This window comes from Dyadobacter sp. CECT 9275 (assembly GCF_907164905.1).
Classification (GTDB): domain Bacteria; phylum Bacteroidota; class Bacteroidia; order Cytophagales; family Spirosomataceae; genus Dyadobacter; species Dyadobacter helix.
On the sequence record NZ_CAJRAF010000002.1, the window covers coordinates 2,583,126 to 2,607,868 of the forward strand.

Annotated in this window: 16 protein-coding genes and 2 tRNA genes; 10 read left to right on the forward strand and 8 right to left on the reverse strand. The window is 41.5% G+C overall.

Features of this window, described 5'->3' with window-relative positions:
* Positions 1–38: 38 nt before the first annotated feature.
* Positions 39–1,523, forward strand: a complete 1,485-nt coding sequence (locus KOE27_RS18395; protein ID WP_215240283.1) for a capsule assembly Wzi family protein — start codon at positions 39–41, stop codon at positions 1,521–1,523.
* Here KOE27_RS18395 and KOE27_RS18400 read toward each other — a convergent pair.
* Positions 1,515–1,907: an HIT family protein gene (locus KOE27_RS18400; protein WP_215240284.1), complete on the reverse strand. Its 393-nt coding sequence runs from the start codon at positions 1,905–1,907 to the stop codon at positions 1,515–1,517. The two genes, KOE27_RS18395 and KOE27_RS18400, sit on opposite strands and share 9 nt — an antisense overlap.
* Positions 1,908–2,018: 111 nt before the next feature.
* Here KOE27_RS18400 and KOE27_RS18405 point away from each other — a divergent pair, with 111 nt between their 5' ends.
* A complete protein-coding gene (locus KOE27_RS18405) occupies positions 2,019–2,726 on the forward strand; it encodes a 3-keto-disaccharide hydrolase (protein WP_215240285.1) in 708 nt (235 codons plus the stop codon).
* 6 nt (positions 2,727–2,732) lie between these two features.
* Here the strand turns inward: KOE27_RS18405 and KOE27_RS18410 are convergent, their stop codons facing one another.
* The gene (locus KOE27_RS18410) at positions 2,733–6,587 is read right to left on the reverse strand and encodes an AAA domain-containing protein (RefSeq protein ID WP_229252829.1); all 3,855 of its coding nucleotides are present in this window, start codon (positions 6,585–6,587) and stop codon (positions 2,733–2,735) included.
* Positions 6,588–6,716: 129 nt separating this feature from the next.
* Entirely contained in the window at positions 6,717–7,790 is a 1,074-nt protein-coding gene (locus tag KOE27_RS18415; RefSeq protein ID WP_215240287.1) for a TerC/Alx family metal homeostasis membrane protein, read from the reverse strand.
* 454 nt (positions 7,791–8,244) lie between these two features.
* Here KOE27_RS18415 and KOE27_RS18420 point away from each other — a divergent pair.
* From KOE27_RS18420 to KOE27_RS18430, 3 genes are all read left to right on the forward strand, one after another.
* Positions 8,245–8,317 (forward strand) — tRNA-Gly (locus KOE27_RS18420).
* Positions 8,318–8,384: 67 nt separating this feature from the next.
* A tRNA-Leu gene (locus KOE27_RS18425) sits at positions 8,385–8,470 on the forward strand.
* A 348-nt stretch (positions 8,471–8,818) separates the two neighbouring features.
* Positions 8,819–11,080, forward strand: coding sequence for an nSTAND3 domain-containing NTPase (locus tag KOE27_RS18430; RefSeq protein ID WP_215240288.1), 2,262 nt, complete (start codon positions 8,819–8,821; stop codon positions 11,078–11,080).
* 22 nt (positions 11,081–11,102) lie between these two features.
* Here the strand turns inward: KOE27_RS18430 and KOE27_RS18435 are convergent, their stop codons facing one another.
* Complete coding sequence (locus KOE27_RS18435) at positions 11,103–11,951, reverse strand: hypothetical protein (protein WP_215240289.1); 849 nt, start codon at positions 11,949–11,951, stop codon at positions 11,103–11,105.
* A 12-nt stretch (positions 11,952–11,963) separates the two neighbouring features.
* A complete protein-coding gene (locus tag KOE27_RS18440; RefSeq protein WP_215240290.1) occupies positions 11,964–12,992 on the reverse strand; it encodes an ATP-dependent nuclease in 1,029 nt (342 codons plus the stop codon).
* 262 nt (positions 12,993–13,254) lie between these two features.
* Between KOE27_RS18440 and istA the strand changes: the two genes are divergently transcribed.
* Positions 13,255–14,811, forward strand: a complete 1,557-nt coding sequence (istA, locus tag KOE27_RS18445; protein WP_215238297.1) for an IS21 family transposase — start codon at positions 13,255–13,257, stop codon at positions 14,809–14,811.
* A 21-nt stretch (positions 14,812–14,832) separates the two neighbouring features.
* The gene (gene istB / locus KOE27_RS18450; protein ID WP_215238296.1) at positions 14,833–15,558 is read left to right on the forward strand and encodes an IS21-like element helper ATPase IstB; all 726 of its coding nucleotides are present in this window, start codon (positions 14,833–14,835) and stop codon (positions 15,556–15,558) included.
* A 32-nt stretch (positions 15,559–15,590) separates the two neighbouring features.
* On the opposite strand, the gene KOE27_RS18455 is transcribed toward istB, so the two are convergent.
* The 3 genes from KOE27_RS18455 to KOE27_RS18465 all read right to left on the reverse strand — a co-directional run bounded on the left by KOE27_RS18455 (position 15,591) and on the right by KOE27_RS18465 (position 18,188).
* Positions 15,591–16,355 carry an AAA family ATPase gene (locus KOE27_RS18455; RefSeq protein WP_215240291.1) on the reverse strand — a complete coding sequence of 255 codons (765 nt, stop codon included), beginning with the start codon at positions 16,353–16,355 and terminating at the stop codon, positions 15,591–15,593.
* A 410-nt stretch (positions 16,356–16,765) separates the two neighbouring features.
* Positions 16,766–17,626, reverse strand: coding sequence for a hypothetical protein (locus tag KOE27_RS18460; protein WP_215240292.1), 861 nt, complete (start codon positions 17,624–17,626; stop codon positions 16,766–16,768).
* A gap of 160 nt (positions 17,627–17,786) precedes the next feature.
* A complete protein-coding gene (locus tag KOE27_RS18465; protein ID WP_215240293.1) occupies positions 17,787–18,188 on the reverse strand; it encodes a type I secretion C-terminal target domain-containing protein in 402 nt (133 codons plus the stop codon).
* Positions 18,189–19,389: 1,201 nt separating this feature from the next.
* On the opposite strand from KOE27_RS18465, the gene KOE27_RS18470 reads away from it, so the two are divergent.
* From KOE27_RS18470 to KOE27_RS18480, 3 genes are read left to right on the forward strand one after another with little or no spacing between them, the layout of a single operon-like run.
* Positions 19,390–20,793 (forward strand): aminopeptidase, encoded by a 1,404-nt coding sequence (locus tag KOE27_RS18470; RefSeq protein ID WP_215240294.1) that lies wholly within the window; start codon positions 19,390–19,392, stop codon positions 20,791–20,793.
* The gene (locus tag KOE27_RS18475; RefSeq protein ID WP_215240295.1) at positions 20,783–22,411 is read left to right on the forward strand and encodes an ATP-binding protein; all 1,629 of its coding nucleotides are present in this window, start codon (positions 20,783–20,785) and stop codon (positions 22,409–22,411) included. The genes KOE27_RS18470 and KOE27_RS18475 overlap by 11 nt, the downstream gene beginning before the upstream one ends.
* Positions 22,389–24,044: an esterase/lipase family protein gene (locus tag KOE27_RS18480; RefSeq protein ID WP_215240296.1), complete on the forward strand. Its 1,656-nt coding sequence runs from the start codon at positions 22,389–22,391 to the stop codon at positions 24,042–24,044. Before KOE27_RS18475 ends, KOE27_RS18480 begins: the two co-directional genes overlap by 23 nt.
* Positions 24,045–24,743: the final 699 nt, after the last annotated feature.

The window sequence follows — 24,743 nt, forward strand, 5'->3', positions numbered from 1 at the left end:
CTTAATAAAAATTTATTGCTAAGGCCGCGGGATTTTATATGAACTTTTTGCCAGGTATTTTACTACACACACTCCTTCTGATATTACCCACCTTTTGTTTTTCACAAGCAGGGTACATAGCCTTTCCCGACAGCTCGCAAAGTTATGTTGAGCTTTATGGTTACGGAAGTTCCAATTCACGTACTCCGTTTTGGATGCAGGCCAACCAGTTTGGGACAATATCCAAAATAAGCCCAACGGGAAGTGCCAGAATAGGCATTGAGAATTATTGGAATTTATCGGTAGTCAGGGATCCGGATGGCCCCTGGCGTGCGGGTTTTGGTGTTGAAGTTGTGGCAAATGGGAACCAAAAGTCGAAAGTCCTGATACCCCAGTTACATGGCTCCCTCCGTTACAAAAATTGGGAACTCTTTATTGGGAGAAAGAAACAGTGGATCGGCCTGGCAGATTCCACCATTGGTACTGGCTCTTATCCCTGGTCTGGCAATGCACTTCCTATTCCCAAGATTCAGATTGGGACCACAAAATTTGTAGATGTTCCTTTCACAAAAGGATGGATTTCATTTAATGGGTTTTATTCCGACGGGGTATTTGAAAAAAACAGGCCCGTTACCAGCGGCCTCAAGTTTCATCATAAAGCGTTATACCTCCGTATCGGCCGGGCTGGCTCTATTGTTAAACTTTATGGCGGTGCTAACCATCAGGTTCAATGGGGTGGAAAATCACCCTATCTGTCGGCGCAAAATGACGATTTACCCGATGGTTTCAAAAATTATCTCAATGTCATTCGAGGAAAAATAGGGGGCGAAGGAGAAAGTGTTACACACTTTGATAGTACCAGCCGTGTAGGTAATCACCTTGGCTCGATTGACATTGCGGTAGAGATTGAGACCTATGAAACAAATCTCTATTTCTACCGGCAAACCATTTATGAAGATGGTTCGCTATTTTATCTGCAGGCACTTAAAGATGGACTTAATGGGTTTAGAATCAAACGAAAAAATTCATACGGAGACATTTTTGAAATAGAAGAAGGCGTGTTGGAATTTCTTTATACAAAGGATCAGGGGGGTGATGATTTTGTCCTAACAGATGGAAAAAAAAGAGGCAGGGATAATTATTTTAACAATCAACAAGTTCGAGACGGATGGTCTTATTTCGATAGAACAATAGGTACTCCATTCATCCCTCCCACTTCTGATACCAAATGGAATTGGCCTGTCTATGCCGATAATTTTACCAGTAACAACCGGGTAATGGTATTTCACCTGGGTTTAAAAGGGAATGTGTACAACAAAATAAAGTGGCATTCAAAACTTTCCTATTCAAGGAACTCTGGAACCTATCTTGGACCTTTCACCGGCTCTCCCACACAATTCTCCGGGCTTATCGCACTGCAGACCAAAATAAACTTTTTGGGTGGCAGTATCATCAAGGGTTCCATTGCAAGCGATATAGGAAAGCTGTATCCAAACACCTTCGGTTTTTCATTGGGTATCCGGAAAGACTTCAATTTAGATTAAATTCTCCCTTATATCCAACGCTAAAAGTGCCAGTTCCTCAGAACTCTGTTTGATTTTCTTGCTAAAATCTGCATCTGCCATCGAGTTCAATGGAATAAGATGTATGTGGGCATGAGGAACTTCGAGGCCTATCACGCTGATTCCGATCCGCAAACAGGGCACTGTTTTCTGCAAGCCAGGCACTATACTTTTAGCAAATAAAAAAAGCCTTGTATAAAGGGCATCGTCTAAATCAAAAATATAGTCGATCTCCTTTTTAGGGATTACCAATGTATGCCCTTTGGCAATTGGAAAAACGTCCAGAAAAGCCAGAAATTCATCGTTTTCAGCAATTTTGTGACAAGGAATTTCTCCGTTTACAATTTTTGAGAAGATTGATGCCATTTTGATACAGTCTTTAATATAGTATTAAGTTTATCAACTTTGACCCCCAATATGTATTTCCAAACTCAAAAGTACTTAATATTGTGGTCCAAAACTTTTAACAAACATAATATGAATTTCACAAATTGGCAGGCATTTGGAAAAGCGGCCCTGGTTGCTCTGCTTTCTTTATCACTATCCGGTACTGAAGTACTGGCGCAAAAAGGCAAGTGGGTGTCACTATTTGACGGTAAAAGCTTCAAGGGATGGCATAGCTGGAAATCCGACGGTGTATTACCTCAATGGAAAGTTGAAGACGGCGCACTTGTTCTTACCGAAAAAGGCGGTAAGGATCTTGTGACGGATAAGGAATTTGGCGATTTTGAACTGGAACTGGAATGGAAAATTTCAGAAGGAGGAAACAGCGGAATTATATATCATGTAATTGAAGAAGAAAAATATTGCTGTCCATACTCTACCGGCCCAGAAATCCAGGTCCTGGACGATGCCAAGCACCCCGATGCCAAAGCAGGCAAGTCTGGCAATCACAAGGCTGGAGCTCTTTATGATTTACTGCCCCCTAATGATTTTACCGCTGTAAAACCAGCGAATGAATGGAATAAGGTCAGGCTGATCATTAAAGACGGAAAAGGGGAAAGCTGGCTTAACGGGAAGAAGGTTGTGTCTTTTTCAACGTCAGGAAGCGAATGGGACGCCTTGGTGGCCAACAGCAAATTTAAAGGCTGGGACGGTTTTGGTGTATCTCAAAAAGGTAAAATCGCATTGCAGGACCACGGAAACAAGGTATCATACCGCAAAATCCGTATTAAGGAACTATAGTAAATCTTACAGGTCAATAGATTTTGTCCAATACTCACGACTGTAAAAACGTCTGAAAGGCCATTTCTTTTGTCGAAGCAGGAGAGGTAAATAAGCATGCGGTTCTTTTGAGGTACGGCTTCGGTAATAGAGGTCATCATCTGTCAGAACCAGCCCCTTATATACCTCTCCATTTTTTATAGTGAGGTCTCCGAATGGTAATTCCTGCGCATATTCGGGGTTCAGCCTGGCGAGTTTTTCCTTTAGCAACCAGTCGGCCCTAAACTTTGCCAGTGAGAACGGCTCGGCCCTGAATTTACCTTCCGAAACATCCAGCGCATATTGCATATAGGCCTTCAGCAGTTTGGGCCCTTCGTTAGTCGTAAGCTCTGTTTTTAACTCAGCCGGCCATAAGCTGGTAACAAAATACACCTTTTCGCGGGCTCGGGTAACCGCTACATTCAACCTGTTCTCCCCTCCCTGCGCATTTAAACTTCCGAACTGCATGACAAGCCTGCCCTTTTCGTCTGGCGCGTACCCCATAGAAAAAATAATAATGTCGCGTTCGTCACCTTGTACATTTTCTATATTTTTCACAAAAAGATCTTTCGCAGAAGCACCCGCCAGTTCCAGTCTTTCCTGGATACGCTGCTGCTGGTAAAAATTAAAGGTTACTATACCTATACTTTTTCCGGATCCAGACAATTCCTGAACCAGGTCTGCTACTTTTTCAACCTCGGCATTATTGGTATTGTTTTTCCAGATGCCCTCGGTTTTCAGGTACACAATACCAGGTTCACCCTTATTTATCCGGTGAAAATCGGGTAATAACCTGAGCGAATTTTTATAAAAATGACGGTTAGAAAAATCAATGAGATCAAGGGAAAGACTCCTGTAATGACCAGAGAGCTGATATTGAGCCAGGGACTGTGCTGCCAGATCTAGCAGTGATACTACTTCCGTTGCTGCGAAATACTCTTCGGGTTCCTCCTTTTCCTCAAAACGGACACGGTAAAGATCGTTCGGCGACAATTGTTTAGTATCTCCGGTCACCACAATCTGCTTACCTCTGAAAGAGGCGGGCAAGCCGTATTCAGCATAACATTGAGAAGCTTCGTCAAAAATCACCAGATCAAAGATATCCTTTGTCATAGGAAAAATTGCCGATACAGATTCCGGAGAAGCCAGCCAACACGGTATCAATGAAAAGATTTCATCAGAATAATGTTCCATCAATTTCCGGATAGGCCAAATCTTCCTTTTCTTCGTAGCCTGATGGTCCAGTTCGCGATAAGTTATCCGGTTACCCAAACGATTCTTTTCAATATCCCTATAGGTAAATTCCCTGATCCTCATTCCCGCTATATCCCGGCTCAATTGCTGCCTGACAACAACAGCATTCTGTAGTTGTTCTTCCCATTGCTGCATTTTCAGTGAGGTAACTGCCCTGAGCTGCGGAAATTTGTTTTCAATATGTACGATCCATGCTAAGCCGACGCTATTTTCAAAGATCCGTATCATTTCATCCACCTCATGTATATTTTCTGCCTCTGAAAGTTTATTGATCCGCACAATAATTTCCCTTTCTTCTGCCGACATTCCATTAAACAGCAGGTCCATTTCACTTAGCAGATCAAAGTCTCGTCTCAGCGCCTTCAGAAGATCCGAGCTATATCCGGTACTATCTGTAATCAACTGATCAATCTGGTCCGGTAACAAAAAAGGATCCATTGCTTCCTCCATTTTCTTCCAGGACTTGAGCCATGCTTTAAGCCCTTTCAGGTGATCTATGAACAGGGGGTAGGTAACAGTCTCCGCCCATTGCGTCAGAAATGGATTCCAAAGCCTCAGGCTGGCACGCATGGCCGCATCTGCTGCTCGTTCGGCCCTCTCGAAGAAAACTATATATTGCTCTTCAATTTCAAGATTCTTTTGCAAGCAGCTATCCTCAAAAGCCAAAAGCGGATTGCTCAACCATTCTTCCAACTGCATCCTGTTCCTGACCTTCATGTCAAGCTTCAAAAGATCTTCATACGCAACAGATTGACCGTTTTGGGAGGCAACCTTTTGAATGGCTCCTTGATCCTTGCTAAACCAATCCCAAAATTTTCCTGAAACGGCCGACTGTTTGGCTTTGATAGCCCGATGCAAAATATTCCTAAATTCCTGTAATTCGTTTTTTTTCAATGTCCATTCAATACCCTCTTCGGCAAGAATACCCGCCAGAGAATCGGCCGCTTGTCTAATGAACGCCAGCCGTTGAGCCTGCTGCTGATCATGGATAATAAAATTCCGGAATAGTGAATAGACCGAATCGTCTCCCAGCAAGCCGATTATATCCGAGAACCTTTCAATTGTTTCATTTTTATCACTCAGAAACTTCTTGAAAAACCCGGCTTCGGTAATTTTTTGAAAAGTTGCCCCCTGCTGCTCAAACGCCAGCGGCCAGTCTGAAAGCATCCTTTCCATCTGGTGCAGTTCATTCAATCCAAAAGCAGCAAAATTCTTCCTCTTATGCCACAGATGCTCCTTATTAATCTTACCGGAATAATTCAGGAACATTGCAAGCCGCCTTTCAAAATCATTTGTACCATCCATCCGAAATAGCCGAAAATGATCTGAGAGGTCAATATGAGGTACGTCGGGATCGCTGTTAAGATATAACTCCTTGATTGAAACACCACACTCCGTTTCACTGAAAAGTGCCTCCCTAAAGGCCGTAAGTTCCTGCACGATTTGGTCAACCAGCCTGCTTTCTTTGATAAATTGCCTTTCCAGAACAACTGCATCCAGCGAATAATTCTGCTGCCGATATGTGTCCACGCGCTGTATCTGGGTATTAAGTTGCTGATAAAGCGCTGGTCTGTCGTTCTTGAAATCGTGTATCAAGCCTACAAAAGGCTCGATTTCCATTGTTTTCAGCCTATTATACACCACATCCAGTGCCGCCCTTTTCTGACAAACCAGCAATACTCTTTTTCCACGTGAGGCAAAATCTGCCATCAGATTACAGATCAGCTGAGATTTACCACTTCCGGGAGGTCCCTGTACCACCACCGACTTCCCTCTTTTTACTTCCAATATGATTTCCTCCTGGGATTCATCCATCGGAAATGGGGTTAAAATATCTTCCTCTCTGATAGACGGGCGCATTGGGGTACTATCAGTAATACCATCAGGCTCAGCACCCAGTAGTATAGAGGAAAATGACTTCTCCTTGTCCTGTTCCAGGAGATACTCATAATCTGGAACCAGATAGGAACCCGCCTGCGGAAAAATCCCTAAAACCGCTTCGGGGCACAGTTTCATCTCCCCGTTACGCTCCTGCAGTTTCAAATCGGCCGTTCTCTGCGCATCAAAATGTACGATCTTAGTGTCAAACAGTTCCTGATTGAAATTTATTCTGAAAGGTGTTTCTTTCAGCCAGGCGTGTAACTGTGTATGAAATTCCAGCACATCCCCAGGGAAGTCTTCAAATGATTTTTCAAGTACATCATCTAAAACCACAACCTCATTAAAATGTGAATAAGCCAGGCCAAAACTGTGGTTAAGAATAATTCCGGTATCATCTCTTCCGAACAAGCACCATTGCTCCTTTTCTATTTTTAGGGTAACTGGAAAAAAAAGCAACGGTGCATGCACAGGAGTCCCGTCCGAAAATTTTCCTCTGATAAAAGGATATCCGACATACAGGTCTCTGGATCCGCGCTCTTCCTCAATAAATTTTTCGGTACGGTTAATTTTACGCAGCTTCTTGCTGACCTCATTCACCTTTTCATACCTCGGATCCTGCACGTCGCACAGCGGTATTTTGGTTTTACCCTGTACCAATTGTTTTATAATTTCATAGGCAGGCTTTCCCAAAAGAAAATCAGTATTCATTAAATCCAAAAATTGCTCACCAGGCAGGCTGGTGAGCAACAACGATTTATTGCGAACACTAAGGTTTGTGAGGCGTTTTAAATATACTTTCAGAATTTGATCCATAGGTATTCCAACGAATCCAGTATGTTAACTATTGGATACGAGCCCATCCGCCTCTTGTTTTTTTTCAGGAAAGATCACGGAAATGAGGATACTCACTGCAAGTATTCCCAAAATAACATAAAGCGAATAAACCGTTTCAAAACCCATCTCCTCCAGTTGGTGGTGAGCCAGCATTTTCCCTCCAATAAATACGAGTAATACTCCCAAACCATATTTCAGGAAGCGGAAAAGCCCCATAATATTACTTAAAAAGAAGAACATGGATCGCAAGCCCATGATGGCAAAAATGTTGGAGAAAAATACCACGTACGGGTCCTTAGTAACAGAAAATACTGCGGGAACGGAGTCCACTGCAAAAATAAGGTCCGTAAATTCAACAATGAGTACCACTACAAACAATGGGGTTACCATCCATTTCCCCTTTTTCAAAACAAAAAAATGCTCCCTTACGTAACGTGGGAAAACGGGCAGGTATTTTGAAGCAAAACGGACAACGGGGTGCTTGGCCGGATCAATCTTTTCGTCTCCGCCTCCCTCAAAGAAAATCTTCCCACCCTGATAAACGAGTAACAGACCAAAAATATAAATGATCCATTCGAAGCGCTGCATTAACGCCGATCCAAGAAAAATGAACAGGAACCGCATAATAATTGCACCCAAAACGCCCCAGAAAAGGACCTTTTTGTAATATACGGGCTTCACACCAAAGGACGAAAAAATGAGAATGATCACAAAAATGTTGTCGATCGACAATGCATATTCAAGTAAATAACCCGTGATGAATTCCAGGGACATATTTCTTCGGTATATCTCTACACTCTCCTCAAAATTACCGGGGATAAGTTTCAAGTGAGGTGCATACTTGTCTTTGACGATAGCCAGTTCTGCATAACTATCCATTCCGTGAACCAGATCACCGTGGGTATTGATGATTGCATAAAAAACGAGCGCCAACGCGATCCACGCCACCGTCCAGGCAGCTGCCTCGCCAAATTTTACGATATGATCTTTTTTGCTGAATACGCCCAAATCCAGCAACAACATCGAACTGATAGCCAGTATAAAACCTCCGAAAAAAAGTACTTCGTTGGAAAACATGAAATATTTAAACTTTAAGTGCCTTTGCTACATAAAAATACGGCGCCCTATGAGAAAAAACATGTTTCCGCAACATATAGCCAAGCCGATAAGGGCAAAGGTAGTGAAAAATTGAAGCGTTAACCGGAATTCGGACAAACGGTTAATCGGATAAATTTTCCGGTTCCTGTGCATTCTGTTTGATGGACCGGATCACTGTCAACTACCAGCTGCCTTGGTATCTATTAGGAAGACACATAAAGGAGCAGGCTTACTATGTCATAGAAAATTTCGTATTCTCTCTGCGAACGTCGGCTCTGATCCTGATAAAAGTTTAAATCAAGGTGGATTCGATCTGTTTGATTTACAATTTGTTAAATATTTATTTCTATTTTTTAGCAAATATTTGCGTCAAAAACTTGCGTCACATCGTCATACTGCCTACATTTGCACCACCATAATCGAAAATGGTTATGCGAAAGTAGCTCAGCTGGTAGAGCGCGACCTTGCCAAGGTCGAGGTCGCGGGTTCGAACCCCGTCTTTCGCTCAGAGACAAAGCACCGGAAGCGGTGCTTTTTTCTCTTAGTTGCCTCAGTATCTTATACACGGCAAATGCCGGGGTGGTGGAACTGGTAGACACGCAGGACTTAAAATCCTGTGAGCCGAAACGCTCGTACGGGTTCGATTCCCGTCCCCGGTACTGGTTATCAAGGAGTTGCAATGAAAATTGTAACTCTTTTTTTATGCAAAATATTTCGTGCCAAACATTTGCCAAACAAAGTTTGCAGCTTTATGGTAAGTAGCACCTATGTTATTTCGAAACATCTAGCTGTATAACGGAAATAGATCATACAAGAATTAAATTCCAACATTAATTGTCTTTTGCTATTATGCTCGAAAATTCGCCCTAAGGTTGAACATAAAAACTTCTTAGTGTGGACTTACTAGCATGCTCACACCGAGGAAGCCTCTAAGTAAGCAAGTAATTCTCGCAAACATCTATCAGTTATACAAAAAGCAGATCCATTAGGTCTTGGACAATTCGCTAATGTCAAAGGTAAACGCAAATCAAGTTTCTTACGAGCTTCATTCACTTGGCTGGAAGGCATTTCAGGACTTATGTGCATCTATAGTGGGCGAGATTTGGGGGCAAACAATTGAGTCATACTTCGACTCAAATGATGGTGGCAGGGATGGTGCCTTTCATGGAATTTGGCAGGAGAGCGAAATCAGTCGGTACGACGGGACATTCACTGTTCAATGTAAGTTCACGGGTATGGTTGACAAACCCTTGAAACTCGCAGATTTAGAAGACGAGACACTAAAGGCAGCACGGTTAGCATCGCAGGGACTAGCTGATAACTACTTCATTTTTACAAATGCAAGGCTTACTGGAAAAAGCGCTGAATCAATATTTGAAAAATTTCAGAATATTCCAGGAATTAAAAGATTTCAAATATTCGGTAGAGAAAGAATTTGTAGGATAATACACGAGTCTAGGCGACTCCGAATGCTTGTTCCGAGAATATACGGTCTTGGAGATCTTAGTCAAATTCTGGATGAAAGAGCTTATACGCAAGCAATCGAGATTTTAAGTTCGTTGGGCAACGACTTAAACAAATTCATAATCACAGACGCTTATAAAAAAAGCGCAGAAGCCCTGACTAAGCACGGCTTTGTCCTCCTCTTAGGAGAACCCATGTGTGGAAAATCCACAATAGCAGCGGCATTAGCTATGGGTGCGCTTGATATATGGGGATGCTCGACAATTAAAGTACGGGATGCTACCGACTTCGTAAAACATTCTAACCCCTATGAAAAGCAACTATTTTGGATAGACGATGCATTTGGAGCCACACAATTTGATTGGAACAGTGCTGCAAGCTGGAATAAGTCGTTTCCGCATATGACTGCAGCCCTCACAAGAGGTTCAAAGGTAATCTTTACATCCAGGAGCTATGTCTACGAAACAGCGAAACGCTTTTTAAAGGAATCAGCACTTCCTATAATAAAGGAATCGCAAGTCGTCATCCGGGTGGAAAATTTAACAAAGGACGAAAGAGAGCAGATCCTTTATAACCATATCCGGCTCGGTAACCAATCAACGACATATAAGCAAAAAATAAAACCTCTACTGAAAGACGTCGCGGCACATAAGAATTTTAGCCCAGAAATCGCTCGTAGACTAGGAAACAAATTATTTACACAGAACCTTCGAATAGAAAAGTGGGATATCGAGCGATTTGTAGCGAAACCGCTAGCCTTACTGCGCGAAATCATTGAAACGTTAGATGATGGATCAAGATCTGCCTTAGCACTTGTCTTTATTCGCGGCGGGCAACTTTTGTGTCCAGTTCAATTAGATGAACGTGAACGGGAGGCAATTGAGAGAATCGGGGGCATAATAGCGGACGCCAGAAAAGGTCTAGAAGCACTTAACGGGAGTCTTCTTTTAAATTCAAGATCTGATGGTATCTATTCGTGGCGTTTCAAACATCCCACCGTGCAGGACGCCTTCGCCAGTCTTGTGGCAACGAGCCCAGATTTATTGGACATTTATATTACTGGCGCCTCCTTAGACAAGCTTATGTCCGAGGTAACATGCGGCGATGTGGACGTTATTGGGAGCAGCATTATTGTACCTGAAAATCTATATGATCGTGTTGTTCAAAAGATAAACGCCGATCAAAAGGCAGGCAACATCCCATTCGGCCGTTTAAATCGCTTTCTTTCATATCGCGTTGACAAAAACTTTTTAATACATTTTTTAAATGCAAACCCCCATTTCATAAACTCACTTTCCGTCTACTCTCATTTCACCGCATGCTCCGACCTAGACGTCATCCTTAAACTACATGAACACCAGCTCCTTCCAGAGGAGCAACGCAAAACATTCGTCACGAGAATTAAGGAATTGGCTGTCTCTACTCCAGACGCGGGATTCCTAAGAGATGACATTGGACAACTTCTCACAAGGGCGGAAAGAGAAGAGATTTTGTATCAAATTCAACACGCACTCATTCCGCAACTAAGTAGCGTAATAGAAACTTGGAGGTGGGACTATAATTCGAATGAAGATCCGGAATCACATTTCGAAGAATTAATTGGCACTTTGGGAAATTTCAAAGAAGCCTTTGATGATAAAAAGGTTCAAGCGAAACTAGAAAGTGGGTTGGCTAAAATCCATGAAATTATCGAAGAACTGAATAGCGATTATGAAGAACCATCAAATAGGATACTTTATGACGCTGAACATTCACGTGACCTAGGAAATGAGTTTCGGTCAATTTTTGATGACGTAGACATTTAAAAAAGAATACCAACGGGCCAGTCTAAGGCTTGCGATGGCTAGCTCTTCCTAACGTGAAACGATATACAAATTCCCCATTGAACTGGGACGGCCTTACCTTGATTAAAAGTGCATCCTTTTTCAAATCAAGGTCATAATACCACTCTTCTTGGATTTTGGGTCTAGGGTTGAATTGGCGTACGGGGAGTGCCGTTAAAGCCGACTCGAACGGGAATAACTCCTGGCCCTGGCCAACCTCAAACTTTGTCAGGCCAACTTCACACAACGTCCAGTATCCCTTACCCTCAAGTTCAAAGATAAGTGCTTGAAGGCCATTCTGATGCAATATGAAAATACCAACAAGTGTTTCGCTTTTTGTAAGCTTGACAGCTTGCTGACGCTGAGGAGTCTCCTCTAGTGATCGAAATTCCTCAATGACTTGCCCGATATCAACTCCTTGACTTAGAAGAAAATCACCAACTTTCACTGCGACAATCGCATTGAGTTCTTCAAATTCGGCCGTTAGCCGATCTAACTCGTCGATAATTTTGTGTCTTAGCTCGGGTCTGTCAAATTCAATTGCTCTATCCCACCAATAGCTGTGAGCCAACCAATCCCTTTTCCCATGGAAATCATCGAGTTTTTGTAGGATTGCGTCATCGAGCACACGCTTTTCCGCAAGATCTCGCTTTAAAATTCCTACTGTCAATTCAAATTTTTCAGCTAGGAGCTCATCGAATCTTGCTTTAGACAAATGTTTCACGGTATTGAGAAGGACCGTAATAAGTCCTTTCTCAACAACTTGCATCATGTAAACGGCCCGGCCATAATATGCGAAGCACTCTTTTACTTCGATCTCCGATTTTTCTTCTTTTTGTCCGTTTAGATCCATTAACATAGCCACTTAAATCGAGAACGATAACTCCCAACACCTATTTAGAGCATCAAAACAAACGCCAAGATTCTGTTCAAATTCATCCTTAGAAATCGTGTTTCCAACATGCTTGGCTAGTTGTTTCTTTTTCTTACCGTTCATAGCATCGCACTCTTCCTGAGTTTTCTTCCAGTTACCATAGGTTCCGCAGACTTTATCAGGATAACATTGCTCAATATCTCTCATAGCTAGGATATAAATTTGTCGATTGTCTCTTAGATGCCTATTGTTGTGTACAAATTGATCAAACCCGCCCTGTTTCGCAGCACTTGGCAAATCAAGCATAAGGACCGTTTTGTTCCTATAAATACTGGCATTGATCGGCGTGAATGCCTTTTCAATAGCATTGATTGTGCGTTCAGCCTGATCAATATCGCCGTTGGCTTGAAGAATTTGAACGATCGGTTTACCAGGGTAAATACGCCGAATTACGCGTGAAAGCAGCTCATATTCACTAAGTCCCTCCACGATAAGAAAATTCTGCGGCATCAAAATATCCGCTGGGCTACCACCAAGCAATTCAAAGACAACGTATGGCTTACTGGCTTGATCCACAGGAAATACATCTGTAACGCCTTCAGTCTTTTCAGCTCTAAACAACGACTGATTTTCAAGGTTGTCTGCAACAAACACTGACGAATGGGTATTAATAAATACCTGATCTGACCCTAAGGCCAAACTATGCAAAACATTCTTGAGCTTTCGTTGCGCCGTGGGATGCAGGTGTAACTCGGCCTCGTCAATTAAGAACAAGAAGGACTTTCCAACATCGTCATTCCTCTTCCTAAAATCCGAGTATGCTTGGATAATGGCCAGCATCAACGCTCGTTGCATCCCATCCCCCTTTTCTTCGGCAGAGGTTTCAATTCCGTCATCAACCGACGTGGTAAAGTTCTTCAAAAGATCTTCAAACGCGGGTGGGGTTACTTCGAACTTTACCTTTGTTGCATATTCCACTCTATAGTTTACCACGATTCCGCTACAAAGTTTACCAGGCATTCCGCTGGAAAGTTTACCACTGTTCCGGGGCAAACCTTACCAGTTATTCCATTGGAAAGTTTACCACTTATTCCGGAGCAAACTTTACCACTTTTGGATAAATTGGGTTAATAACGACCTGACATTCCGACGTATAGTTTACCAGTTATTCCGTCGGAGCGCCGACCGCTGCAAAGTTTACCACTAAGGATTTAAAATACGCTGTCTGATACATTTGATTACGATCAAAATCTATCAGAGAATGGCTAACAAATCCCTTAGTATGCAAAAAATACGTCAAATACTGTTGCTTCTTTCGCGCGGTCATTCAGAGCGATCCATAGCGAAACAGACCCAGGTCTCACGGCCTACAATTCATCATTACAGCGTTATATTCTCGAGTGCTGGGAGTGATTATAATTATAGCACACTCATGGAGCTTACCGACCAGGAGTTAAATTTGCTGGTTGAAGGCGGCAAGTCAGGTAAGGTGCAAGTTCCTGATCTTCGCAAAGTACATTTTTTTGAGCAGGCGGACTACTTCATTTCGGAGCTCAGAAAGGTCGGTGTGACACGCTATCTGCTTTGGCAGGAATACCTGGAGGCTTATCCAGATGGTTTTCAATATTCGCGGTTCTGTGAGTTGCTGGATTCTGCCATGAGTACCAGAAAGCCCAGCATGCATTTATACCATATTCCAGCAGAGCTGATGGAGGTCGATTTTGCAGGCTCCAAGCTTCATTATGTTGATCAGGATAGTGGCGAGGTAATCGAATGCCCTGTGCTTGTCGGTGTGCTTCCTTTTAGCGGCTACTCTTTTGTTCAGGCTCTTGTGGATGCGAGTCTTCCACAAGTCGTATCGGCTTTGAACAATATGCTGGATTATCTAGGTGGTGTACCCCTAAACGCTATCTCGGATAACATGAAACAGTGGGTGAGTAAAACCTGCCGATACGAACCTACCTTCCCAGAGATGCTTCAGCAATGGGCTGTTCACAATCACATCGGTTTACTCGCTACGCGACCTGCCTCACCGAAGGATAAGGCATCTGTAGAGAACCAGGTTCTGATCACGTACCGACGTATTTATGCGCTTCTGCGAAATACCACCTTCCATAGTCTGGCGGAGATAAATACAGGAATTATGCAAAAACTGGAAGAGCATCACCGGAAGAATTTTCAGAAGAAAACTTACAGCAGACAAGAACTTTTCGTCTCTCAGGAGCAAGGTTTATTACAGGCTTTGCCTGATACAGTCTACCATCTGAGACATTACACCCGCGGTAAAGTACATAAAAACTACCATGTAGTTATTGGGGAAGACTGGCACTTTTACAGCGTGCCTTTTACCTATGTTGGAAAAGAAGTCCGGATTGTTTACGACAGTGATCATGTAGAAATATATTATGGACATGGACGTATTGCGCTGCATACCAGAAACTTTAAGAGTCATGGATACAGTACCCAGTTGGAGCACATGCCTGAAAATCATAAAATAATAGCGCAGCAAAAAGGATGGGATCCGGAATACTACCTCAGAAAGGCTTCTGAAAACGGCCCATCTACCCGTGCTTTTTTCGATGAGTTGATGAAGAGCAAGATCACCATTCACCAAGCCTATGGTCCCTGCCTGGGCATACTCAGGTTGGTGAAAGAGCACGGAGGGGACAGAGTCGAAGCAGCCTGCAAAAGAGCCCTGCAAGGCCATAAGTACAACTATGGTGTAATCAATACCATCCTGGAAAACAACATGGATCTTCTGGCAGAAGCCAGTGAAGCTCATTCGCCAATCCCTGCACATAATAATCTCAGAGGAGCGGAGAACTACAAAACAAAGTAACCAACCTAATCAAATAACGATATGAACACCCAAATGACACTGGAACAGTTGAACACCCTCAAACTTACGGGTATGGCCAAACGCTATCAGGCTGCACTCGCACTTCCCTCACACCAACAAGAGGATGCACATTCGCTACTTGCTTTGCTCTGTCAGGCTGAGATGGAATACCGTAACCACTACCGAACAGAGCGACTGCTAAAAAACAGCAAGCTCCGGTATAATGCAATTTTAGAAGAAGTTGTTTGCACCCCCGAAAGGGGGTTGTCCAGAGAAATGCTGATGCGTCTTTCAGACGGAATGTTTATCGAAAAGGGAGAAAACGTCTTAATCACCGGCGCTACCGGGACCGGTAAAAGCTACCTTGCCTGCGCCTTAGGGCGCAGCTGCTGTCTACTTGGCTATAAAACCCTGTACTTTGCAATGAACAAGTTCCTGGAAACACTCATTCAGGCCAAACTGGATGGCTCTTACCTCAAATGGATCAAGAATATCGCCAGCCACCAGGTCTTAATCCTTGACGATTTTGGCTTAAAACCGCTTACCCATGACGCCAGACTCGCCTTGCTGGACATCCTTGAAGACAGGTATGGAAAGTGTGCCACCATAATCACCTCTCAGCTTCCACTCGACAGTTGGTATGCATTCATAAACGAGCCCACCGTCGCTGATGCGATCCTTGACAGATTGACAGCTTCGGCTAATAAAATCGATCTTTTAGGCCGCTCCTTGAGAAGAAGAAAATAAAACTTTAATATTGATAAATCATAGACACATTCTTAGTGATCTAAACCAGCAGCTACTGGTAACCTTTCATCCGGAAAAACTGGTAACCTTTCGTCCGGAATCACTGGTAAACTTTCCCCGGAATATGCAACCTTTGTTGTATCCGGGAACTGCTTTTCTAGAAATCCCTTTACCGTAGTTCCAATCGCATCGAACTGAACCTTTATCTCTGAATCGTCATTTTCAAAAAGTTGATTGAATTTAGCTTGAAACTCGAGATAGTGCGGATTTTGTTCCAAAATTGCGGCAAGAACGCCCGAAAGCATAATGCCGATGGGCGTGCTTTTTGAAAATTTTGCGACGGCATCATAGTACTGCTTGGTACTGATATACTCTAACTTTGGCAAAAAATCACCCAGCGCTTTATCAAAGCCGGTACCAGGATTTACTTCGTTACCATTAACAAACATTGAACGCTTGCCCGGTTCACCGCTAGTCCTTTTAAACGAAACTGTGTCCGATTCATCAAGTGCTTTAAGAATTTTGGTCTTATTAGATTGATTTTGCATTCGTCCCGCCGCTTCCTGGGCTCCAATAAATTCAATTTCGACTTCTATCTCGGCGTCGGCGTCGCGCCTAAATTTTAAATCGTTAACTGCTTCACCTCGACCTAATCCATTGAAGAAAAACTCGATGGCTTCAAAAAAATTCGTCTTGCCGCAGTTATTTTGCCCAACTAAAATGTTAAAGTCCGTTGTTTCAATTCTCGTACTGCGAAGCGATCGAAAATTTGAAATTTTGATTAGCGAAATCTTCATGTGAGGGTTTTTTCTGTTTTAAATAAATATATAGACGATACTCTGACCGAGAATATTCAAAATCAGCAGTATAAACTAAGCCATAAATTATTTAAATATACTAATTAGATCACATCTTTGATTTACCGATTTCAATAGCGACAGGGAGAAAGAGAATTAAAGGACAGAATACAGAATTCTTGGTAGTTCACTCATTGCATTCAATATCTTATGTAGCCAGCAGATTTCCGTTCGCGACCAAATCATCCTTATCAAATTAATAGTTCTTAGGGATTTTAAGTAGCAGAAACTCTTCCTATTGTCCCCGCGACACCACCGTAACGTCCCCTATTCCGCATTTAGTAAATTTGGGCATTAAACAGACAGATTTTTAGCGTATCTAAATTGACAAGAACAATTTAAATGCCGGATTAAATTTGAACGCAGCTAGCACAAAAGATTTGCTTGGTCCAACATCTCATTTCATAACGGTAAGGGTCAACTACATATTCTGGATGGGTATGCTTGACTATCATTTGCGTCGGAATATCCTTATGCAAACAAAACGCAAAGTCTTTTATGGGAATGTCCTCAGGAGAATTGACAGTGATACGAATCCATTCCTGCAGTAAAGCTCTCGCTAAATCCGTTCGATCTCCTACCCCCAATTTTCTTATCGGCAAGTGAACATGTAACAATGTAGGTACTCCACGCTTTTTCAACACTTCATGTGCCTCTTGTCCAAGAAGATCGAGTATCCATTCGCTACCGTAAAGGAGATATTGACCGGCCCTTTCAATTAGAAGCCGATCATCCAAAGCCAGATACAAAAGCCCTCTGTAGTGATTTCTATGTTTGAATTCGAGAAGTGCTTCTTCAATTATGGACTTTGAGGCCGCCAGTTCCGCTTCTTCGTTCACTAATTTTCTTGCTTGGTCTGCAAGAACTTCGGGGTTATTTACGAGAAGCCCGTGTCGATGATAAACACCTGCATCCGCAACCCGGCAACCATGATAGGCCTTAACAGTAGCGCCAGTAAATGTGGCAGACAGTAAATTAATCAATTCATCAGCGTCTCTAGTTGTGAAGCGCTCCAGTATTTCAAACCAGTCGGAATCATCCGAATATATATCCTGATATCCCATTTCTTGGAGGCTCTGAAACCCACTTTTGGTGAAATACGGCTGAATCCATAATCTCAGCGGGCCATACCATGATTCCGGGTTACGCCAGTCGATAATCGCATTTTTCCAAGGCATTGAACGTTGCTGATTTATTTCTTTTTTTGACACTACCTGTATCCGAAGGCAAGTTCGAAAAAATCTGATCAATTACGTTAGGCTTTGATCTGGCTGTGTTGACTGCACTCTAATGCCTTTAGTAGTCATCAACTCTCTTTTCAAACCAGTATTTAAAATACCTGCTTATCCATTCACTTTAATTGCAGGAAATTTAAGCTGCAGCTAAGAGGTTTCCGTTTGTTAACAGATCGTCTGCATCAAGCCCCGTAACACCAGTAATGGTCGCAATATCTTGCGCGGTGTATGTGGTGCCGGTGCCATCACGATCGACGGATACGACAGAATTGCTTCCACTTGTCGTAAACATGATAAAATCATCAATCGCATCCTGATTTGGATCATAGCTTGTCAGCAGGTCCACAATATTGATGATATCACCCTCAAGGCAATTGCAAAGAGCAAAAATGTTAACGAACTTTTTGATAAAAGTGATAACTTCAAATTGCCTGGGAAAGCGGAATCGGGCTCTGCTGGAGAGCAACCCGCCAGGAATACCCAGGCCGACGGAAACGAAAAAGGGGCTGAGAATCTCCCGGCCCCTTATCAAATTCATTTTTTGAGTAATTCCTAAAAAAACTCACTGTCAGATCTAGTGTTAGCTATTAAACTTAATTTTATACAAAGTTATGAAATCTCTGTTTAAGGGCAAAAATTGGGTTGGTTTCTTCCGTATTTTAGGTTCGAATCCCTTATCTCCGAGGGTTCGAATCGCCTTTGTGGCATAGATGTTTTATTTCGCAGCTTAATTCAGCTCGAATGACAGTACGGAATCTTGAAAAATATCGCAAAAACGTCAGCACGTCCAATCTTGGCGACGCTGCTAGGCCATTATAAGATGTTAGATAAGTCTTGCATGCGACCTGCATGTCTATTCGTTGTTCCGATGCGAACGCAGATGACGACAGATTAGCACTTCTACTCGGTCAACGATGCCAAGCTTGATGTTCTGAAATGTTGTAGGTCCACTCAAGCTCTCCGCGTAGGGGCGAATTGGGGCAAATAAGAGGTGCCTCGTTTCTTCCAACATCGCTTCATTAGTTCCTAAATGGAACCCAATTACCGAATAATAACTTTTCCACAGTAGTGCAACGTTTTCTTTGTGAGTTCTATTTTTTGTATGTAACTTCATACAATTTCAACCTTCTCTCTATCAATTTCTCATTTATGATGAAAAATAATCTATTTATTCTATTAGCCTTTCCGATACCTTCTGTGTGTAAAAAATACAGACCTAATTCTGGAACTCCATACAGAGGACATGAGATTTGAGTTTTTTGACTCAATTTAACCTTTATTCAGTCATCACGAGAAAATGCGCGCTGATCAAATAATTGAACTCTTGGATGGGAATACTGCAATAAAGACCTAGAAAACACACTGCATGCATAAGCGATCAAGTGAACATCCACCGATTTGGTCAACTACTCGTCAAAGCTTTTATAGAAGAATCTGACATTTGGCAGCTAAATACGCCCTATTTCTATTGCTCATACGTTTTTAGGGTCAAATGATCTCGATGAGTTCTTTTCAAACAAATATGCTTTCGTTCCTTTTGAACGAGAGCGAGCAGATAGTACAAAGAACTACCGCATCCCTAATACTTTGACATTGGTGATAATTGTTATTATTGGCACCGTTGATAGATATAATGTACCATTAGGCGAACGATTTAAGTATCTAACCTACTATGAGAACTTGTAACCTTTAGAAATTGCCTCGTTTCGACTAATTATGGATATTTAAATATGAAATTTATGCAGAATAGACCTACTAAGATTTCTATTAGAAAAAGAGCCTTCGAGAAAATATTGAATGAAGCCTTACTCATCCGCAAGGACAGTGATAAACCTCTAACGGTGATCTATGATGAAGATTTCATGAAATTCTTCGACTCCCTTCTTAAAGTGTTAACTGAATGGAACATTCCCAGTACGTTTATCTTTATTCCGAAACATTATCAATCGATGATGCTCGACAACAAAAAATTCTTGAATGATAATGACGAGATAGATCTTCCACCGCAAATATCCGGGGCTCTTCAAAGCTCTGCTTTTATATTAAATTTTCTAAATGGAGATTCAAAATATTCAAAAATTAGAGGATCCATCATTAGTTTGCAAAAACAAACCGCCTCTAAAATGGTACACTCACCGGGCATAGGTGACGATGTACTAAAAATTGTAACTAAATCTCCATTCAAAAAAATTTATCGGGATTCTGAATTGGTGGCATGGGCGCTGGGAAATACATTCCTATGCAAGATTATAAGTGCTGACAGTAATAACAGGGAGTATACCCTATCATTCAATATTGAGGGCTGGGAAAATGAACCATTCATGTCACCCGGTAAAATATTTGACGATAGCTGGGGAAATATACCGCCCGGTGAATCTTTTTGTTGCCCTGAATTTACATCTGTTAATGGCCAGATCTGCATAAACGGCAGTTTGCCCGGGTACCTTCTTTATCCCAACGAGGAAGTCGTACTCCAATTTCGAAAGGGCAAAATGATCCAATGGGAGTCAACTGGCGAGAAAGCGAAAAAATATTTTAGTGAGTTTGAAAAAGATGCCAGGAACCGCGACGACAATAACTGGAATTCATTTGCGGAATTTGGCATCGGGCTCAACCCCATGATCAAGAAACTTGTTGGTAACGCCCTCTTTGATGAGAAAATGGGAGGAACAATTCACATTGCCCTAGGAGATAACAGGAATTTTGGACATGGTATCGGCTCATTTTATCATGACGACCTGGTTTGCATGCGACCTACGGTAATACTGGATGAGAACGTGGTGATAGAAAAAGGCGTTCTTGCAATGAACAGGATTAGGGCGTGGAAAAGATCGATATCATTTGAAGAGCTTCATTTGAATGAACGGGACACAATAAGTTTTAATGAAAGACGGATACAAATTGAACCGACAAAAATGCATAGGATGCTTTCAAAAGGCGACCGTAAAGGAAAGATTGGAATCTTGAACGGAAAATACGAATCGCTATATGGAAAATTTAAAGCCATTTTTAGAAATACGGGCGATATGCGGTATCGGGATCTTAAGAGAAAATTCCAAACGAGAGAGTTGGTCCAGCTAAAAAAAATGTTGTCCTGTTTTCATCATTACAAAATTATAGACATCACGCGAGATGAGAACTGAATTACAACTTATACAGTCAGCCATTGCGGATTTCAATTTCGCTGAAGCAAAAACCGAGATCCATCCGGAATATAAATACTTCAAACTTTTTGAAATATATCTTCCGGATAGATTTCGGGGGCTACCAACTCAATGGAAATTTGCTATTTTGCTGCAACAGGGTGAGGAAAATTATCCGCTGGTTTCCAAACAGGAAATCGTACAAGAAGGAAATAGGCTAAAATCTAAAATGACCAGTCAAAGTGAATTTCCGCTTGTCATTATTTCCGACGATGTCAGGGTTAATGTTGAAAAAGAGCTTGTGGACGCGAATGACAATGTGTTTTTTTTAGACAAGTTCAGGCTGCCCGGAAAAATAAGCGACGGTGTTCCTGTGAGAAACACTCCTATCATCCTTGCGGTAAAATCCAAATTCGAAAAAAATGGAAAAGGGAATTACGCATTGAGCCTCAGTCCGTATACTCCCAATATTCCTGTAGAAGGTTGGAGATTCTTTGGACGTCACCGTGAATTAGAGCAGATTATGTCATCCAAGTCAAATTGTTTCATTCTGGGCGCTAGGAAAACCGGCAAATCATCAATTCTTGCCGAGGCTAAACGAAAATTATCATCAAGTGGTTTTATTGTTCATGATATTGGTGTCCAATATGCTATTTCATTTGGTGAAGTAGTAAATGCAATGGTAGCCAAACTCTCTGTACGAGATGCTTACTATGCCCAGCGCGATAGCGAACTCCTAGAAACCAATTTTGTTTTAAACGTAATTAAGCGACTTAGAGGAGAGGATAAAAAAAGAACAGTCTTAATATTTGATGAATTAGGAAACGTAATGCGCAGAGATTCTCGCAATATATGGAATTTCATGGGCATACTGAGGGACCTATCTCAAAAAGGTGAGATCCGAGTGTTAGCTTCCGCTTTCCAAGAAATTTATATCAGAACCTACAAGGATTCCGATAGCCCACTTGTCAATTTCGGGACAATGATCGAGATAAATCTTTTTTCAAGATCAGAAGTAGAGGAGATACTAATTAAGCCGTTAAGCGTTTGGTACGAAATCGAAGATCAAAACGAACTCCTTAGCCAGATAAGGAAAAAATTCGGCTTTCACCCGTTAATCCTCCAATGGATCGGTGAATACACTTTTAAAAGGATCTTTCACTCAAAAGATAAAAAGGTTGCTAATCACATCAATAGACTGCTCAATGAGGACATCAAATTTTTCAAAAATGCTTTCCAAGAGATATATGAAAAGAATCACTCCCTGCTGGAAAAGTATCTCTTTCTGAAATTTTGTAAGGATGCGCGCGACGAGCGAAGAGAACTTTCTACGATCGAGATCAAGCAGATTTCACTCAACACGGAATTAAAAAGATTTAAAATAGAATCCAGCTTGGATGAACGAAATTATTTCCTTTACCGGCTAAGTCTGAAAGGCCTTTTTTACCAAGATGAATCCAATGGCCTAATATTTAAAATTGCTACTCCTATTCTCTACTATTATTACGAGTCGTCTAATGATATTGCTGAGGCCTTATTCGATATGGAATCGGAGATACCTCAGTTGTTTAAAAACATTAATATCAGTTATCAAAATGAGGGAAGCGGAGTTAATTGATCCTAGCTGGCAGGAAGCGATCGACTTACTTATCACGGGAAAATCGGTTTTTATTTCGGTGCCAGATTACTATGGAGGGCAGCGATTTATGGATACAATTCGACAATCAGACGAGCTGAATAATTCATTTACGGTTGTTAATTTACACTATTTTAACGACTCCATAAAAATTGATTTTCAAAAGATTATCGATAATTTTCAGCAGGGGGAGTCAGACAGAATTCAGTTACCGGAAAATAATAAATTTGATTTCGCTGAAACCATCCGAAAATTGGTCTTAAAAAAACCTTTCCTTGTGCTGATCACCAGTACCTATCATTCTTTTAACAATGTTAGTACCCTAGTTGACTCATTTCATGATATAATAAAATATTTTCCTAATGATCGCCGAAAATATTTATCGATTTTGCTGATGGATGATTATTCGATGTATTTCCATGAAAATAAACGGACATATAGCTATGCATCGTCAGCCTGGAACTTTTTTGCAAGATTTCATATAGCTCCGCTGTGCGATAGCCGGCTTGTGGATAAGTACTTGATCGATTTTTTTCACCACGGGGAACTGGTAAAAAGAATTTCTTCTGCTTTATTCCGGATCTCGGGTGGTCATCAAGGATTGATCAGCGATGCGCTCAAATACATATTTAATAAATGGGAATTGATCGATTTTAATAATGTAGAACAAGAAGTCGAATCAATCATCAGTAAGACTCATTCGTATCAAGCAATCGGAAAAGAATATTCCTCATTATCTTCTCCAGATCTGCAATCACTTTATTCCTTCAGGCACAAAAGACTTTTCGAAGTGAATGAAACGGATCTTGTCAAAAGGTTCTTTACAAAGGGAGTACTAGCAAATTCAGGTGACCTACATGTCGTAGTGATAAAAGGCGTTGTACGTAAGTTATTAGAAAACATGATCGATGGAAATATGACCGCACCAAAAAAATTGGCACTTTGTATCCATGGCTTGGATGGAAGTGATTTAACCTGGCGGAGGTTCAAAGAGATTTACGACAATGATGAAGAATTGAAGGCAGAATATGATTTTGCCATGTATACTTTTCCCACAACAAAATATTGGAATCTCAATTTTTTCAAAGCGTCGGATCCACCTATACAACAATTGGCGAAAGGATTGGAAACGGAGATTGAATATAAATATTTTAAGTACTCGGCAATTGTTTTGGTGTGTCATAGTCTAGGCGGATTGGTTGGCAGAAAATTCCTACTAGATCGATTTCTCATTAACATCAATCAACCTCAGGTTCAATATGCCCCTATTATTAGGAAAATTGTCATGTATGCGACACCGCACAATGGAGCAAATTTAGCAAATCTCGTAAAACATATTACTATTCGTAATAAGCAGATTATACAGCTCGCTCGTAAATCGGATTTTCTTGATAGCTTGAATGAAAATTGGATGAAAACCGGGGCTCATGACTATTACAAAGGATGGTATGTGGTCGGGGGCAAGGACCAGATCGTTGATAAGGACAGCGCTGGCTTGTTTTGGGGAAATAATAGGTGCAAAACGATAATTTCTGCGGATCATTTCAGCATTATTAAGCCGGAAAACGAAGAGGCTGTGTCATACCTGATCTTTAGGAAGACCCTTCTCGAATAACAGTAGCATAGTCTTATAGCTATCCTTTTTTAGCAATTACAATGGCTATATCGGTTATGCTATGGGGAGGCACAATCGCCCGAGTAGAGGCTGTTCTATGGCAATCAACATTGAAAATGAACCATTCCCCCCGGTTGAGAACAGAAGTTTACTATACTTTTTGTACAGGTTTTGATTGCAATTCGGTCTATTTATTTTCGCTTACAATTCCTTCCAAATTGGTATTTTCGTAGAAGGGAAGAATTTTTATGGCCGGCAACAACCGTTACGGACAAGTTGAACGTGACGATCTGGCCTTTTATGGGCCGAAACTTGATGCCGTATGTGAGTCTTAAATTGGACACAAAACCAATGTCATAACTAGTGCTAGGAATTAGGATATTCTGAATTGAATAACGGCTGTATCATCCTAAAAAAACTTTACAGTTTTTGAAAAAATTGTAGCGAGGGATTTGAACCCTCCATGCAACCATCTGGAATTGAAATAATTTCAATTGATCCTAGCAACACATAGAATCCATGGGGGCATTCAAAATTACATTTTAACCTACTCCTACCAAATTTTATTGTACTATAATATGCGTTCAATTGCGAGAAAGACTTATTTAGGATATTACCTGGAAAATTCGGTGAAACTGACCACCTGAATTCGGTTTAAACTGACCACCCCGAAGAGCAAAAAATGCTGTAGAATCAAAC

Coding starts and splice junctions, on each gene's coding strand:
- istA (WP_215238297.1), top strand. CDS start 13,255: ATGCAAAAAATACGTCAAATACTGTTGCTTCTTTCGCGCGGTCATTCA.
- KOE27_RS18470 (WP_215240294.1), top strand. CDS start 19,390: ATGCAGAATAGACCTACTAAGATTTCTATTAGAAAAAGAGCCTTCGAG.
- KOE27_RS18430 (WP_215240288.1), top strand. CDS start 8,819: ATGTCAAAGGTAAACGCAAATCAAGTTTCTTACGAGCTTCATTCACTT.
- KOE27_RS18465 (WP_215240293.1), bottom strand. CDS start 18,188: ATGAATTTGATAAGGGGCCGGGAGATTCTCAGCCCCTTTTTCGTTTCC.
- KOE27_RS18480 (WP_215240296.1), top strand. CDS start 22,389: ATGAGGGAAGCGGAGTTAATTGATCCTAGCTGGCAGGAAGCGATCGAC.
- KOE27_RS18405 (WP_215240285.1), top strand. CDS start 2,019: ATGAATTTCACAAATTGGCAGGCATTTGGAAAAGCGGCCCTGGTTGCT.
- KOE27_RS18435 (WP_215240289.1), bottom strand. CDS start 11,951: ATGGATCTAAACGGACAAAAAGAAGAAAAATCGGAGATCGAAGTAAAA.
- KOE27_RS18415 (WP_215240287.1), bottom strand. CDS start 7,790: ATGTTTTCCAACGAAGTACTTTTTTTCGGAGGTTTTATACTGGCTATC.
- KOE27_RS18395 (WP_215240283.1), top strand. CDS start 39: ATGAACTTTTTGCCAGGTATTTTACTACACACACTCCTTCTGATATTA.
- KOE27_RS18475 (WP_215240295.1), top strand. CDS start 20,783: ATGAGAACTGAATTACAACTTATACAGTCAGCCATTGCGGATTTCAAT.
- KOE27_RS18400 (WP_215240284.1), bottom strand. CDS start 1,907: ATGGCATCAATCTTCTCAAAAATTGTAAACGGAGAAATTCCTTGTCAC.
- KOE27_RS18440 (WP_215240290.1), bottom strand. CDS start 12,992: ATGCCTGGTAAACTTTGTAGCGGAATCGTGGTAAACTATAGAGTGGAA.
- istB (WP_215238296.1), top strand. CDS start 14,833: ATGAACACCCAAATGACACTGGAACAGTTGAACACCCTCAAACTTACG.
- KOE27_RS18410 (WP_229252829.1), bottom strand. CDS start 6,587: ATGAATACTGATTTTCTTTTGGGAAAGCCTGCCTATGAAATTATAAAA.
- KOE27_RS18455 (WP_215240291.1), bottom strand. CDS start 16,355: ATGAAGATTTCGCTAATCAAAATTTCAAATTTTCGATCGCTTCGCAGT.